The organism is Dactylosporangium sp. CS-033363 (assembly GCF_050942475.1).
Classification (GTDB): Bacteria; Actinomycetota; Actinomycetes; order Mycobacteriales; family Micromonosporaceae; genus Dactylosporangium.
Map to the genome: position 1 here is coordinate 547,932 of NZ_CP192032.1, position 14,291 is coordinate 562,222.

Consider the following 14,291-nt stretch of genomic DNA (forward strand, 5'->3'; position numbering starts at 1 on the left):
TGAACCAATGCGCTCGAAGACCGTACTGCGACTCGCGGCCGGCACCGTCGCCGCCGGCGCCGCCACCTTTGCCTACGCCTCGCTCGTCGAGCGCAACATGTTCACCTTGCGTCGCTTCGACGTGCCGGTGCTCGCCCCGGACGCCGAGCCGCTGCGCGTGCTGCACATCAGTGACCTGCACATGATGCCCGGCCAGCACCGCAAGCAGCGCTGGGTGGCCGAGCTGGCCGGCACCGACCCGGACCTGGTCGTGGTGACCGGGGACAACATGGCCCACGTCGACGCCGTCCCCGCCGTCGTCCGCGCGCTCACCCCGCTGCTGGACCGGCCGGGCGCGTTCGTCTTCGGCTCGAACGACTACTTCGGCCCCGTGTTCAAGAACCCGCTGGGCTACTTCAACAAGAACAAGCCGTACGTCCAGGGCGCCGCCCTCCCGGCCGAGGAACTCCGCGACGTGCTGACCGGCTCCGGCTGGGCCGACCTGAACAACGCGCGCACCACGATCAAGGCGGGCGGCCGCACGGTCGAGCTCGTCGGCGTCGACGACCCGCACGTCGGCCGCGACGACTACGACGCCGTGGCCGGCCCCGCCTCGCCCGACGTGGACCTGCGCCTCGGCGTCACCCACGCCCCCGAGCCGCGCGTCCTCGACCGCATGGCCGACGACGGCTTCGACCTGCTGCTGGCCGGCCACACCCACGGCGGCCAGGTCGCCGTCCCGTTCTACGGCGCGCTCGTCACCAACTGCGGCCTCGACCGCAAGCTGGCCAAGGGCCTGCACCGCTGGCCGTACTCGGAGGCCTACCTGCACGTCTCGGCCGGCCTCGGCACGCACCCGACCGCGCCGATCCGCTTCGCCTGCCCGCCCGAGGCGACGATCCTGACCCTCATCCCGCGATGACGGCGGCGGCGCCCGGCGCGGTGGTCGTGCGCAAGTGGCCCCGCCGCGCCGCCTATGCCGGGCTGGCCGGGGCCGCCGGTCTCGCCGTGCTGCTCCCCACGGGCACGGCGGGCGCCGCCTGGTTCCTCGCCGGGCAGGTTCTCAACGTCAACAGCCCTCGCGTGTACCCCGTGCGAGTCCGCGCCTACGCCGGTCGCCGCATCACGCTGACCCGCACCCCCGACACCGCGCGGAACATCCCCTTGTCGTTCGTCTGGGCGACGGGCCACGCGATCCTCGGCGACGTCATCTCGGTCGACCGCGCCACGGTGACCCGCGAGGTCGCCGAGGTCACCCGAGGGGCGCTGGTGACGGGCGTCAGGGGGTACACCTCGGGCTATGTCTTCGAAGGCACGCCTTCCGCGCGGGGATTGGCTTTTGAAGACGTGGTGGTCGCGGGCGAGCTGGGCCCGCTGCCGGCGTGGCTGGTCCCGCCGACGACCCCGCTGGTCGACGACACCTGGATCGTCGCCGTCCACGGCCGCGGCGCCCCCCGAGGCGAGGCCCTGCGCGCCCTGCCCACCCTGGCCGCTTCGGGCCGCCGCACGCTGGTCGTGTCATATCGAAACGACGAGGACGCCCCACCGTCGTACGACCGCCGCTTCCACCTGGGCCACACGGAATGGCGCGACGTGCGGGCGGCGATCGACTACGCCCGCTCCCAGGGCGCCCGCGACGTGATCCTCATGGGCTGGTCCATGGGCGGCGCCGCGATCTTCAACCTCCTGCGCGAGTGGGATCATGGCGGCTTCCTGCGCGCCCTGATCCTGGACTGCCCGGTGGTCGACTGGAACGAGACGCTGCGCATGAACGGCCGCCAGCTGAACGTCCCCCCGATCTGGGTGTGGACGGCGATGCGGCTGATCCAGCACCGGTTGGGCGTACGGGCCACGGACCTGAACTACAGCTCGCTGGCCGCGCGGGTGGATGTGCCGACCTTGCTGTACGTGGACCACGACGACCGGACGGTGGCCTCGGCCCCGACCATCGCGTTCGCGGGTTCGCTCGGTCGCCACGTCACCTTGGTGGAAACGCGTGAGGCGGGTCACTGCCGGGGCTGGAACCGGGATCCGGCGGCGTACGAGGAGCGCTTGGCGGCGTTCTTGGCTTCGGCGTAATTGCAGCTCAGCGCGTGTTTGCCCGACACGGGGGATACCGAGTTGGAGGCGGGACGGGCGTGGGCTACGATTACTCGGCACGCTCGGGGTATAGCGCAGCTTGGTAGCGCGCTTCGTTCGGGACGAAGAGGCCGTCGGTTCAAATCCGGCTACCCCGACTTCGTGAAGTACCAGGTCAGGGCCGGTTTCCTCATTCCGAGGGGCCGGCCTTAAGTCTTCTCTTGATCTCCGTTGGGAGAAATTTGGGAGAAGATCTTGGTCTTAGTAGCTCGTCCAGGATGGTTACCGGCGAGCTGGGGCTGAGTTCGGCTCTCGCCTTTAGGGCTTCTGTCCAGAGGTCAGTCAGGCCCTCCGTGAGCTTTCGGCGCATGTCCGGGGTGGTGTGGGAGTAGCGGGCCTGCACCGAGCCGTCCAGGTGGCCGAGTTGCTCGTCCATGAGCACCGGCGGGGTGCCCAGCTCGATCATCATCGTCTTGTAGGTGTGCCGGAGGCCGTGGGGCGTCAACCCGGGCGCGATCGGCACCCAGCAGGCATCGGCCCTTTGCGCGGCGTTCCGCCCGCGCACCGGGATACCCGGCCATGGCTCGCCGAGGATCGGCACAGGCCGGGGTGCCTTCCCGGGATATCGACCCGTCGCCGCCGGCTGGAACAACCATGTGGCGAACCCGGTCCGGCGCCAATGCGCGGCCAGTGTCCCGCTGGTTGCTCCCCGCACGTAACCGAGGTCGGCGATGGCCTTGACGACTTTCTCTCGGGTGGCCGCCGCGACGCTGTCCCGCTCGTTCAGCACTGCCGAAACAGTTCCCGTCGACACTCCAGCCCGGCGCGCCACGTCCACGAGCTTCGGCAAGGTCTCCCGGACGGCCCCGTTGGCGGCGCGGTGCCCGCCGAAGACGTATGTCCGTTCGTGGCAGGTGCAGCGCTTTGCCGTCTGCGCCCGCAGCAGCCCCGTCAGCCAGGTCGGCACGGCCACCGTCCGCCGTGAGTCGTCCTTCGGCGGGCTGCGGTGCATCTCGCCCGAGTCGAGTTCGTAGAGCTGCCACTCGACCCGGACCTCTGCCGGCCGCACGTACTCCGCCTCCAGGCCGACGAGCTCGCCCCAGCGCATCCCGGTAAAGCCGAGCGTGACCAGCGCGGTGAACTCGTCATCGCGCCCGGACAGCAGCGCCGCACGCTCAGCCATCAGCAGGACACCGAGCGCGGTCGTGATCGCCTTCTCCGGCCCGCGACTCCTCGACCGCCCGACCCGCCGACCACGTCCCCGGCGCTTCGTGGCCGGATTCGCCGGGATGAAACCCTCGTCGACCGCATCCGCGAGGATCAGATGCAGCGTCGCCCGCCAGGTTTTCACGCTGGCATCCGCGTAGCCGGCGGCCCGTTCGCTCTTCGCCCACGCGTTGACGTCGACGGACGAGATCGACGCCAACTCCCGGTCCTCGAAGGTCGGCAGCAAGTGCTCCTCGATGTGGCGGCGATAGTTCTGCATCGTGGACGCCGCCAGGTCCTGCCGCTCGTACCAGACGTTGGCCCAGTTGCCGAAACGCATCCGGCTCGTCGGCCCGACGGGCCGCTGACCGCTGATCTCCGCCTCGTCGGCCGCCCGCTTCGCCTCCCGCTTCGTGCGGAACTCGACCTTCGCACCGTTCGCGTCCTGGACCGTGCCGTACTTGCCGGGCTCGATCTTGTACCGGGCCCGCCAGTAATCGCCGCGTTTCTCGGCGTATCCCACCTCTCAACTCCTTTCAGGCCGCCCGTCTCGGCTTGCGAGCCCGGAGCGGACCTACCATCGGATTGGCCGGCGCTGCACGTGGCGTGGCCGGTCGCACTTCCTGCGGCCGCACCTCGAACAGCCGGATGATCTCGGCCAGGTGCTCGTCCGTGAACCGATAGCTGCCGCCGATCCACGTGAACGGGATACGGCGCTTGCGAGCCTGCTCCTTCACCCACCACTCAGAGCAGTCGAGGATCTTCGCTACCTCAGCCGGCCTGTGCAGCACTCGACGCTCTGCCTCTCATCTCGTCTTTCGCCGCGTTGAGCGCATTGCGCCACTGAATGCGCTGCGCGAGCGCGCGGAGCAGCCGATGTCGCATTGGAGACAGGTCCGGATCGTTCGGCCGTGCCAGCTCCCACGCGACCGGGGCGGTCGACGTCTCGGGTTCGGGTGCCTCGACGCCGAGGAGCGCCCGAACCCAGGCTTTGGCGTCGTACCGGTGGTCGGCGAGGGTCTTCCCGGACCAGTCCCGGGATACGAGGATGCGCCGGCCGCCGATGCCGAGGGTCGAGCGCTGGTGGACACGGCCCTTGCAGTTGCCGGGTCGGAGCCGCGCGTGCGCGTTCTTCGGCTGGATGCCGTACAGGAGCCAGTTCGCACACCGGTCCGAGCACGGCGTGACCCGCAGCTCCCGCCAGAACCGTTCGAGGTGGTCCCGTTGGCGATCGGTGGTCACGGCGTGGCAGTCGGCCGCGGACTTGGTGATGTACTTCGTGATGTACCCGATCGCCCGCTCAGCGTTGCTATCGTTCGCGTTGACGCCCTCAGCCCGCAGCTGCACCCCGAACCGGATTACGTGCGCCGGCTCATCCTCGATCGCGTCCAAGGCCTCATCCCACGCGACGAGCGGCCGACCCGTTTCGTCGCACCACGTCTCAGCTTCTGCGTTCCACAGTGGACGGCAGTTCGGCTCACCGACCTTGGGCCACCAGACCTGGTGGTAGGTCGCCGCCGCCACTTCCTTGAGCACGGCACGCGGGATGGTGCCCCGGATCGCGAAGTGCGCGTGCGGAGCCAACCGGCGTTGCGGCTCAACACATCCGGCGTACTGCACGTTCCAGCCGACGCACCGCCGCAGGTTCTGCCAGAACCGGTCCAGCAGCCGTGGGAAGGCGATCGCATCCCAAGCCGCCCGCCGATAGTCGTATGTAAACGGATCGACCGGAGAGCCATCAGACCGTACGGGACCGTACGAGTCGAGGGTGACCGTCAACCACATCGACGGCCGGTACTCCATGCCGTCCGGCGCGGCGTATGTGCGGCCGATCGTGCGAGGGTTGACCTTCTGCCGAGGCAGCGCGGGAGCGTCCTGACGTCGCTTCGTGGATCGCTGCCGCTTGGGCTCGCTCGGCTTGCCGTGCCCGGGAGCCACGCTGCCCCGCAGACCCTCAGCGGCGATCGCCTCCTCCACCTCGCGGATTGCCTCGTCGACCTCCTCGACCTGGTTCCACAGCGACTCCCGTACCGCCTGATCCCGGCCGTGCTCCAGGTGCGCCCGCAGACTGATCAGTGCCCGCTGCCCATCCGTGGCCGGCACTGGGCCGGGCGCGGGTTCGTCGGTGCGGTGCCAGCCTTCCCGGATTTGGACCTTGCGCAGCCGACGCGCCCGTTCGGCGCAGGGCGGGCATTTGTCCTCCCGGGTCGCGCCGCACGGTACGTCGATGATCTCGGTCTTGCCGGTCTCCAGGTCGGTGCGGCGCAGCCCGACCGGGCGTAGGCAGATCCCATACTCGGCGGCCATGTCCTTGACCACGTCGGCCGCCAGCGGGATGAGCCTCCGAGCGGCACGGGAGCCGGGCCGGGGTTGCTCGTCCGGTTCGAGACCAGGTAGCGCGGTGACGGTCACCGGTGCCCACATCCCCGGCAGTGCGTGTCGCGGTTGCCGACCATCAGGGCCGCGACGACGATGACCAGGGCGATGGTGCCGCAGATGACGAGCCAGTACGTCATCAACCAGGTCACGAGCAGCCACACACCCCAGCCGATCCCACCGACGAGCGCGAGCCCGCCGAGGACGACCGCGACCTGTGCTGCGCGGCGCCAGCCTTTGCGTTCGGGGACGGGCTCGAGAAGTGTCACGTCGATGGCGTACCGGCCGTTGCCGAGCGGTTGCGGACGGCCGTAGCGCACGAGGTGTCCCCGGGCGTGCGCGGAGCGCAGGACGTTGGCGAGCTGGTCGGCCGGGCCGGTCAGGTAGTGGTCCACGGGCTGCAGTTCGCCGGTCATCGCACGACTCCGGACGGGATGGCGCCGTTGATGCGTGGCGCCGGTTCGATGACGTGGATTTCCTTGACGGCGACTGGGGACGGCGGTTTGTGGTCGCTGGACGCGAGCAGCGCGGCGGCGGCCATGACCATGAGTCCGTCGACGGCGGCCGGGCCGAACATCGAGGTGAGGCCGTCTTCGCCGTAGTGGCGGATCAGCGCGGACAGGTGCCGGTAGGACACCACCGCGGCCACAACCGCGACGATGAGGACTCCGCCGTATCGAGCCAGCCACCACCACTTCCCAGCCGGCCACTCGGTCCGGATCAGGATCTCCACAGCGACGAACAGCGCGAGGGGCCAGAACATTGCGGCGACCACGGCCCCGGCCTCGGGCCGCCAGCCCAACGGGGCACCGGCGGGTGCGACGAAGCAGTGCGCAACGTTCGCCGCGAGCGAGGCGAGTCCACCGAGGACAGTGCCGACGTAGGCCCAGGTGCGGCCGGTCATGACGACCACCCGAAGCCGTCGACGTCCTCGGCGTGGGTGCGGGCGTGGCGGCGACGGACGGCGCTGATGATGTCGGCCTGGTCGTCGCGGGCACTGGTGCAGTACGGGCAGGGCAGATCGGGATTGCGGTGGGAGGTATCGGGACAGCGCCGGTGCTGGCGTCGCATGAGAGGGGTCTCCTTCGCGAGCGGGCGGTCAGCGGGCCTTGGGGGTGATCGGGACGCGGATCCAGTCCGGTGGAGTTCCGGTGGAGGCGACCGCTTCGGACAGGCAGCGCCACAGCGCCCAGGCCTCGTCCGGGGTCAGGTACATCCGCCGGCGGCCCGCACCGACCGCCACGTAGAGGTCTTCGCCCTCGGTGACTCGGACCGTCACCGCGGACGAGCCCGCCGTGGGATGCGGTGCCCGGAGCCGGTAGAAGCGGCGGATCGCTTCGGTGACGGTCATGCGGGTTCACCGCCGTCCAGGAGCCCGGCGAGGCTGTCCGGCAGCAGCGGGCCGACCGCGGGGCGAGCGCGGTGGTTGACGTGCCCGGCCGGTTTGGTCCGGTGCCGGGCTGCGGACCGGGGCGCAGGTTCGGCCGGCGCGGCGTACTCGATCGCCATGGCCCGGATGTCGTCATCGGTGACATAGCCGAACCGCACCCGCAGCGGCTCCGGCCGGTCGTCCAGTACTACGTATCCGATGCCCCGCATGGCCGGCTCCGCCGAGAGCTGGTCGGCGAGCGCACCACGTTCCCGGGCACCGTCGCCGAGGACCAGGTCGACGTGATTGCGTTCGTTGAGCCGCAACGCGATCCGGGTCGGGAAGAAGTCACGAAGCTCGACCACTTCCTTGCGCGGGTCCTGCGTCGCGCCGACGACGAGCACTCCGAGCCCAGCACCTTGAGTCAGCAATAGCGCCAGCGCCGAGCGGGCACGGTTGCGCAGTTCGGTGTCCTGCAACAGCGCCACGAGCGCCAGCAGTTCGTCCACCATGAGCACGTACAGCGGCTCAGCCAGGGTCGGCGTGTGGACCCGGACCGCGCCCTGCATTCTGGCCTGCCGGTCCCGCATCAGGGACACGAGGTCTTCCAGCATCGCGACCATCGGCTCCGGGTCGGCGTACTCGTACCGGGCGAACAGCTCCCGCCCGATCGACAGCTCGACCCCGCCCTTGGGATCGATCGCCCACATCCGCACCAGCCCGGTCCGGATCGACCCAGCCAGCGCGCGGATCAGCGACCACTGCACCGACCCCTTGCCGGACCGGGTCGCCCCGACGATCAGGACGTGCGTCGCGAGCAGGCGCAGCACGAACGTCCGCAGATCCTCACCGAGCCCCAGCGGCAGCCGCTCGAAGTCCGGCTCCTCAGCCGGCGGGAACGCGGGCACGATCTCCCGCAACGGGTCCCGGCGCGGAAACACGAGCCACACCAGCCGAGGCCGATCCCGGAACCGCACCCGATCGACGAGGCGAAGCAGCACCGCGAACCGACCCCGACGGATCGGAGGCCCCGCGCGGCGACCGGTATAGACGCGGCACTCGCGGGCGTTGAACGAGTACGCCAGGTCCGCCGACGCCTTGTGGTAGAGGTCAGGGTTCTGCCCACGCGGCATCCGCAACAGCACCTCATCGGCCGCCGCTGTGCACCGCACCCGCAGTAGTTTCGGCATCACCCGCGTGTCGTCGAACCGCTGACTCAGCCCGCACAGCGTCATGGCCTCGCGCCAGTGCAGTTGATACAGCGACACCCGCCGCCACCACGCCGTGGCTGGCAACAGCACCAGCCGCTCCCACGAGCCCCGGGCCTGCCACCACCACACAGCCAAGAGGAGCCCGAGGACGAGCACGACCAGGACCAGAGCGCCCCAGCCGTACCGCCACCAAAGCCACCCGGCCGCGCTGACCAACCCGAGCGATCCCCAGTTGCGGCGTGCCACCGGCACCAACCGCACGACCGCGCGGACAAGCTGAAACACGAAGTAGGGAATGACCACGAGCAGGACGACCCACCACGGCGTGGGCACCTGCAACCGCCGGAAGTTGACCAGCGGAGCGTTGTTCTTCACTTCGACCCTCCCCAGGGAACCCGGGGTTCAGCCGGCGGCCGCGAGGGTGGCGAACCGGCCGCGGGCATCGCGGCGGAACGCCAGGAACTCGAACGGCATGCCGGTGAACCAGCGGGTGAACCGCCCGGACGCATCGCGCGCCACGGGCATCAGCAGCGGCACTTGGTTGGAGCAAGTGCGCAGGTCAGGCTGGAATGGGGAGCGGGATTTGGGCATGATGAAACCCGCCTTCCTCTGCCGCCCAGAAACACATGCCGGGGAAGAAGGGGGCGGTCTGTCGCCGTAGGAAGCCGGACCGCCCCATCCCTCAGAAGTTGTTCAGGCCGCCGCCGGCAGGATGTCGTCCGCCTCGTGCAGCACCGCGAACACCCGCGCCAGCGCCGGACCGTCGAGGAACACCGCCACGTCGCCGGTCGCCTCGCCGATCTGCAACCACACGCCCGCATGTTCGGTCGACCGGTGCAGCCGCAGCCGGGTCCCGCTGCCGACGTGGACGTTCACTGACACCACGGCGGCGCCCGTGCTCACTTGCCGGCCCTGCCCGCCGCCACCGGCACCCGGAACCCCGTCGCCCGCAGCGAATAGGTCAGCCGACCCGTGGTGTCCGGCACGTACGGCGTGACCGTCATGCCCTCGAACTCCACCGGCGAGAACGGCACCGACGACTCCGGAACCGGCCGCACCGGCGCCGTGATCTTCACCGCCACCTCACGCGACCGCCCGGCAAGGTCCGGGTCCATGTCCATGACCCGCACCGTCCACACCCGCTCACCGGTCAGTTTGTCCACAGCGGGCGTCCGCGAACGGGTCTTCTCGTTGAAGTCCTGCGCCTCGACGATCGAGTCCGGGACCAGCACACAGCCAGCCGGAAACACGTCCTCGAACCGCACCGAAAACCTGGTCCCACCCTTCAGAGCCACTGCTTGGTTCCTCTCAGGCTTCGATCACCCAATCAGATGACCAGTTGACTTGTTAAGTTGCTCCAAGCGTAACGCCGGGACCTAACTTGTTAAGTGGTTGGCCTTGCTCAATTCGTGAATCAAGGGAGATTGAGCAAGGTCGACGTGATGGCTAAGTAAGCGGGAACGAGTCCTCGAACTCATGCCGCGCCGGCGGAATCGCCACGTCGAGCGCGAAGGCGGGCAAGCCATCGCGCGTGTGGACCGCGAACAGCACGGTCAGCACCCAGTCGTCCGACTCGATCTCCAACAACTCCGGCTCATCGCCGGTGGCCGGCCGCGCCGAGATCCGCTCGGTGACGTGGCCGAACTGCAGTCCCTTCGCCTTGCCCAGGTGCTCAAGCAAGCCTTCTGACAGCGGATCCGGCGAACCCACCGACGTTCCGTCAGCCAAGTCGACCGGGACATAGACGGAGCCGAGCTCGATCGGCCCAAGGCCGTCAACGCTGACCAGGCGACGACGCACGACGACCGGCGACCCCTCCCGAATGTCGAGTGCGAACGCGGTCCGACTTGGGGCCGGAACCTCGCCGACATCGACAATCCGTACGCGGCCTACCGCCTCATCCAGGAGCAGCCCAGCAGCGCGCGCAGGAACGGACCGCTTTCCCAGGGGCTTCGACCGCACGAAGCGGCCCTTGCCCTGCTGGGTTTCGATCCAGCCGTCCTGGCGCAGGATCTCCAGCGACCGCACAACGGTCGGCCGCGACGTGGTGAACTCATTCATCAGCACGGTCTCGCTGGGCAACATCGCGCCCGGCGCGTAGGTCCCGTCCTCGATGCGGGCCTGCAGCGCGTTGACGATCACTATGTACTTGGGTGGCACAAACTCGATCGGCATCGAGACCACCGTTCGTGGAGACGACAACATAGCTTGTCAAGAGCTTAACTGTACGGGTGGAGGCATGTCGATTGGGCCGTCCGGCTGACTTGGCAACAGTGCTCATGCGGCTTCATCGCGCCGGCGGATCTCCTCGACATGCTTACGCCAGACGACCTCCAGCATCGCGTCGTACCCGTACGCGCTGTAGTCCTCTTCGTCAAGCCCCGACAGCTCGACCACGTCGACGTAGTCCGCCGCGAACCGTGCGATGGCCGTTGCGCGATCCTCGGGGTACCGACGAAGCTGACTCGGCCGTAGGTGGCGCCACCGGCGCGTGACCTCCCGCACGAGGACCCGCCGATCCTCGGCGTCATCGAGCCGATTGCCCCGCTGGTCCACCGCGTGATCGCCGTCGACCCGCACGCAGCGGCCGATCAACGGGAGCAGCGCCAGCGCCACCTCAAGCTGAAGCTCTGTGTCGTCACGTTCTTCCTGCACGTCCATTGCCATGCGACCCCTCACGTAGTGACTCCGCGACCAGCCGGCGCGGAATGGGAGGATGAGTCGCGGTCCCTTGGTGCTACGAACATCAAGGGGCCGCCCGTCAGGTGTTGCTCTCGTCCTTCTGCCTGGCGTCGGCCATCGCCGCACGCAGCGTCGAGGCGTACATCAGCGCCGCATCGCTGAGCCGTTCTGCGGATCGGATCGCCGAGTCCCACGCACCCTCGCCGCCAAACTCGATGATCACCGTCGAGGCGTGGTCCTTCAGAACGAGCACAGGATCATTGCTGTCGTCCGCGGCTTCCCAGATGCGCAGCGTCCCGACGTCCAGGTCGATGTCGCCTTGCGGTGCCCGCAGGACATGCATACGTACCTCCTTCAGGGATTGGGGCGGGGGATGTTGCAGTCCGCGCATGGCCGAACCGCGTAGGCACCCTCGGACTCGCCATCGCGCAAGCGTCTGATCCGGCTGACGACCTTCCAGCCACGACCATCGCAAGAACGGCACTCGGGTGTTTTCTGGCGGCTCATCGGCCACCATCCCCGCACGTCAACCGCTTGATCCGAACCAGAGCCGCCCGAAACATAGATCGAGCATCTACCCACGCGAGGCATTTACCCCGGAAAATTGTTCCGGGGTTAACACGGAGGGCGGTGCGACGCTTACGGCATGCGTGGGATGACGAGCACCTTGACTATCGGCGAGCGCGTCGCGTGGTACCGCCGCCGGCGCGGCATGTCCCAAGAAGTCTTGGCCGGACTGGTCGGCCGCACGGTCGATTGGCTGAGCAAGGCAGAGAACAACCGGATCGAGCTGGACCGGCTCTCCGTCATCAAGTCCCTCGCGGACGCGCTCGATGTCGCCCTCGGAGACCTGGTCGCGGAGCCGTCCCTGGTCGAGTGGACGAGCGACAGCGGCACCCAGACCGTGCCCGCGCTGCGAGCCGCGCTGATGAACTACCGCAACGTCACCCCGTTCGGCCCCGCCGACAACACCGTCGAGCCGCCGTCAGTGCCGGTGCTCCAGCACGAGTTGGCGACACTGTGGGAGGCGTACCAGGCTTCCCGGTTCGGCTACGTCACCGGCCGGTTGCCCAGCCTCATCGCCCACGCCGAGGCGGCCGTCAGCACCTTCACCGGCGACGACCTCAGTGCCGCCCGGCGGATACTCGGCTTGGCGAATCAGCTTGCAGCCACCCAGCTCACGAAGATCGGCGAAGCGGACCTGGCCTGGATCGCCGCTGATCGTGGCCTGACCGCCGCCCGCGCCGCTGGCGACATCGTTGTGACGGGAACGCTCCTGCGGACCGTCGCCCACGCACTCCAGGCAACCGGCCGGTACCGCGAGGCTGTGCAACTGACGAACGACGCCGCCAACTACCTGGAACCGCACCTGCGCAAGGCGACGCCCGAGCTGTTGTCGGTCTACGGCACGTTGTTCCTGGCCGGCTCAATCGCCGCCGCCCGCGCCAGCGACGCCATCACGACCCGGACGTTCCTCCAGGCCGCCGACGAGGCAGCGACCCGACTCGGCCGGGACGCGAACCATCTGTGGACCGCATTCGGCCCGACGAACGTCGCCATTCACCGCGTCGCTACCGCGGCCGAGCTGGGAGACGTCCAAGTCGCGGTCGACCTCGGTCCGCGCGTCGACACCGCCGGCCTTCCGATGGAGCGCCGCGTGCGGCATGCGCTTGAGGTGGCCCGCGCGTACAGCGCGTGGAACCGTAGCGAAGAGGCGCTGGCAACGCTGCTGGACGCGGAAAAGATGGCGCCCGAGCAGGTGCGCTACCACGTACTGAGCCGTCAGCTCGTGCTCACGTGGATCCGCCAGCAGAAGAACAAGCCATCAGCAACGTTGGTCGACCTCGCCCGCCGCCTCGACGTGATGGACTGAGCGCGTCACGCCCCCGCCGCCTATCGTGTGGACGTGACGCATGCTGACGAGAGCACCGCAGCGACCACGATCCCGGCCGAGCACCGCGCCGACGTTGAGACGTTGTGGGAGTACCACAACATGCACCACGAACTCCGCCCATGCGACGTCGGGATCGGCCTCGGCAGCCACGACCTGGGGGTGGCGATCGTCGCCACCGACCTCTACCACCGCGGCCTCTACCCCCTACTCGTCTTCACCGGCGCCAACGCGCCTACGACGATCGAGCGCTTCCCGCAGGGCGAGGCCGTCCACTACGCCGAATACGCCATCGAGCATGGTGTGCCGGCCGATGCGGTGCTGGTCGAGCCCGAGGCGACGAACACACAGCAAAACTTCGAGCTGACCCGCAAGCTCCTCGACGGGCGCGGCGTCGCCGTGCGCTCTGCGATTGTGATGTCTCGCCCGTACCAGCAACGTCGCGCCTACGCCACCGCCAAGAAGCTCTGGCTCGACGTGGACATCCTCTGCGCGTCGAACCCGCTCGACCTCGATGATTATGTGCGCAGTATCGGCGACGTCAATAAGGTCATCGGCATGCTCGTTGGTGACACCCAGCGCATCTGGGTCTACGCGGAAAACGGCTTCGCCATTCCGCAGGACGTTCCGACCCAGGTTGAAGAGGCGTATGAGCGTTTGGTTGAAAGCGGCTACGTAAGTCGACTCCTATAGCTTCCGGGTGCGCGTGACCGGGCGGCCAAGTATACCGATCGACGCGACCGTGAAACTTTCGCCGATTACGGTCAGCGGCATTGCGATCCATCGGAGTGACGGGTTTGGCAAATGGCGGATATTCGATATATCCCGCAATGATCGGTCAGTGACCAGGCTCGCTGGGAGGCTCCACACCAACAGCGCTGCGCAGATCACTTGTGACTGTCTTCAATTCTGCCAGAACTCTACCTACGCCCGGATCGTCGGGGGAAGTGTAGTAACTACCGTGGTCGTCCTGTGGACCTTCCTCGCCCAGATCGAACCAAAGTGATTCGGCGGCGGACAGCAGCTTCTGCCAGTGATGGAACAATTGCCAGTTTCCTAACAATCGAAGACGGGCAGTGATGTTGTCCGTCTCCGGGAGTGGCGACAACTTGCCGGACCGCCTGAATTCGATTGGCGTGGTCAAGTCATTGATTCGCAGCTCGACTGCGGTGACATAGGCGCTTGCCTCAACGTACACAGCCATCAGCTGCTCGCGAATGGAGGCGTTGTCGGCGAGTTGTCGCTCGTGTTCACGGCCAGCAACGGAAACCCTGGCAGCAATGCGACCCTGGATGGCTGGCACAACGATTGCGGACAAAGTAGTGGTTATCAGACCGGCAATGGCAACGACTGTGGTGGCGTTCACTCGGTAGCTGATCCTCCATGTACTTGATCTCCACAGTCCAGCACCGGCAGCTGACGTGAGTACAGGCCACCTCTATGGGGATGAGATACCGTAGCTGACCATGAGTCGGGTGAGCCCGATGCGGCTCCGTCC

At 68.1% G+C, this 14,291-nt stretch carries 18 protein-coding genes and 1 tRNA gene; 5 read left to right on the plus strand and 14 right to left on the minus strand.

Going from position 1 to position 14,291, the window contains the following annotated elements; all coding sequences use genetic code 11:
- Positions 1–7 precede the first annotated feature (7 nt).
- From ACQPZ4_RS02560 to ACQPZ4_RS02570, 3 genes are all read left to right on the plus strand, one after another.
- Positions 8–901, plus strand: coding sequence for a metallophosphoesterase (locus ACQPZ4_RS02560; RefSeq protein WP_433055504.1), 894 nt, complete (start codon positions 8–10; stop codon positions 899–901).
- Positions 898–2,058, plus strand: a complete 1,161-nt coding sequence (locus ACQPZ4_RS02565) for an alpha/beta hydrolase family protein (RefSeq protein WP_433055507.1) — start codon at positions 898–900, stop codon at positions 2,056–2,058. The genes ACQPZ4_RS02560 and ACQPZ4_RS02565 overlap by 4 nt, the downstream gene beginning before the upstream one ends.
- An 84-nt stretch (positions 2,059–2,142) precedes the next feature.
- Positions 2,143–2,216: transfer RNA gene (locus ACQPZ4_RS02570), tRNA-Pro, on the plus strand.
- 32 nt (positions 2,217–2,248) lie between these two features.
- Here the strand turns inward: ACQPZ4_RS02570 and ACQPZ4_RS02575 are convergent.
- From ACQPZ4_RS02575 to ACQPZ4_RS02635, 13 genes are all read right to left on the minus strand, one after another.
- Positions 2,249–3,787 (minus strand): LacI family DNA-binding transcriptional regulator, encoded by a 1,539-nt coding sequence (locus ACQPZ4_RS02575; RefSeq protein WP_433055511.1) that lies wholly within the window; start codon positions 3,785–3,787, stop codon positions 2,249–2,251.
- Positions 3,788–3,800: 13 nt separating this feature from the next.
- Positions 3,801–4,055: a helix-turn-helix domain-containing protein gene (locus tag ACQPZ4_RS02580; protein WP_433055514.1), complete on the minus strand. Its 255-nt coding sequence runs from the start codon at positions 4,053–4,055 to the stop codon at positions 3,801–3,803.
- Entirely contained in the window at positions 4,036–5,676 is a 1,641-nt protein-coding gene (locus ACQPZ4_RS02585) for a replication initiator (RefSeq protein WP_433055517.1), read from the minus strand. The genes ACQPZ4_RS02580 and ACQPZ4_RS02585 overlap by 20 nt, the downstream gene beginning before the upstream one ends.
- Positions 5,673–6,056 carry a hypothetical protein gene (locus ACQPZ4_RS02590; protein ID WP_433055520.1) on the minus strand — a complete coding sequence of 128 codons (384 nt, stop codon included), beginning with the start codon at positions 6,054–6,056 and terminating at the stop codon, positions 5,673–5,675. Before ACQPZ4_RS02590 ends, ACQPZ4_RS02585 begins: the two co-directional genes overlap by 4 nt.
- A complete protein-coding gene (locus ACQPZ4_RS02595) occupies positions 6,053–6,544 on the minus strand; it encodes a DUF2637 domain-containing protein (protein ID WP_433055523.1) in 492 nt (163 codons plus the stop codon). The genes ACQPZ4_RS02590 and ACQPZ4_RS02595 overlap by 4 nt, the downstream gene beginning before the upstream one ends.
- Complete coding sequence (locus ACQPZ4_RS02600; protein WP_433055526.1) at positions 6,541–6,711, minus strand: hypothetical protein; 171 nt, start codon at positions 6,709–6,711, stop codon at positions 6,541–6,543. The genes ACQPZ4_RS02595 and ACQPZ4_RS02600 overlap by 4 nt, the downstream gene beginning before the upstream one ends.
- Before the next feature lie 28 nt (positions 6,712–6,739).
- Complete coding sequence (locus ACQPZ4_RS02605; protein WP_433055529.1) at positions 6,740–6,991, minus strand: hypothetical protein; 252 nt, start codon at positions 6,989–6,991, stop codon at positions 6,740–6,742.
- Positions 6,988–8,553, minus strand: a complete 1,566-nt coding sequence (locus tag ACQPZ4_RS02610) for an FtsK/SpoIIIE domain-containing protein (RefSeq protein WP_433066170.1) — start codon at positions 8,551–8,553, stop codon at positions 6,988–6,990. The genes ACQPZ4_RS02605 and ACQPZ4_RS02610 overlap by 4 nt, the downstream gene beginning before the upstream one ends.
- A 360-nt stretch (positions 8,554–8,913) precedes the next feature.
- The gene (locus ACQPZ4_RS02615; RefSeq protein WP_433055532.1) at positions 8,914–9,096 is read right to left on the minus strand and encodes a hypothetical protein; all 183 of its coding nucleotides are present in this window, start codon (positions 9,094–9,096) and stop codon (positions 8,914–8,916) included.
- A gap of 23 nt (positions 9,097–9,119) precedes the next feature.
- Positions 9,120–9,515, minus strand: a complete 396-nt coding sequence (locus ACQPZ4_RS02620) for a transcriptional regulator (RefSeq protein ID WP_433055535.1) — start codon at positions 9,513–9,515, stop codon at positions 9,120–9,122.
- A 151-nt stretch (positions 9,516–9,666) separates the two neighbouring features.
- Positions 9,667–10,395, minus strand: coding sequence for a GntR family transcriptional regulator (locus ACQPZ4_RS02625; RefSeq protein ID WP_433055538.1), 729 nt, complete (start codon positions 10,393–10,395; stop codon positions 9,667–9,669).
- Between the two features lie 102 nt (positions 10,396–10,497).
- Positions 10,498–10,881, minus strand: coding sequence for a hypothetical protein (locus tag ACQPZ4_RS02630; RefSeq protein ID WP_433055541.1), 384 nt, complete (start codon positions 10,879–10,881; stop codon positions 10,498–10,500).
- Between the two features lie 100 nt (positions 10,882–10,981).
- Positions 10,982–11,245: a hypothetical protein gene (locus ACQPZ4_RS02635; RefSeq protein ID WP_433055544.1), complete on the minus strand. Its 264-nt coding sequence runs from the start codon at positions 11,243–11,245 to the stop codon at positions 10,982–10,984.
- A 312-nt stretch (positions 11,246–11,557) separates the two neighbouring features.
- On the opposite strand from ACQPZ4_RS02635, the gene ACQPZ4_RS02640 reads away from it, so the two are divergent.
- Both ACQPZ4_RS02640 and ACQPZ4_RS02645 read left to right on the plus strand, forming a co-directional pair.
- Entirely contained in the window at positions 11,558–12,775 is a 1,218-nt protein-coding gene (locus ACQPZ4_RS02640; protein WP_433055547.1) for a helix-turn-helix domain-containing protein, read from the plus strand.
- A gap of 33 nt (positions 12,776–12,808) precedes the next feature.
- Entirely contained in the window at positions 12,809–13,486 is a 678-nt protein-coding gene (locus ACQPZ4_RS02645) for a YdcF family protein (RefSeq protein WP_433055550.1), read from the plus strand.
- 145 nt (positions 13,487–13,631) lie between these two features.
- Here the strand turns inward: ACQPZ4_RS02645 and ACQPZ4_RS02650 are convergent, their stop codons facing one another.
- Complete coding sequence (locus ACQPZ4_RS02650) at positions 13,632–14,159, minus strand: hypothetical protein (protein ID WP_433055553.1); 528 nt, start codon at positions 14,157–14,159, stop codon at positions 13,632–13,634.
- Positions 14,160–14,291 lie beyond the last annotated feature (132 nt).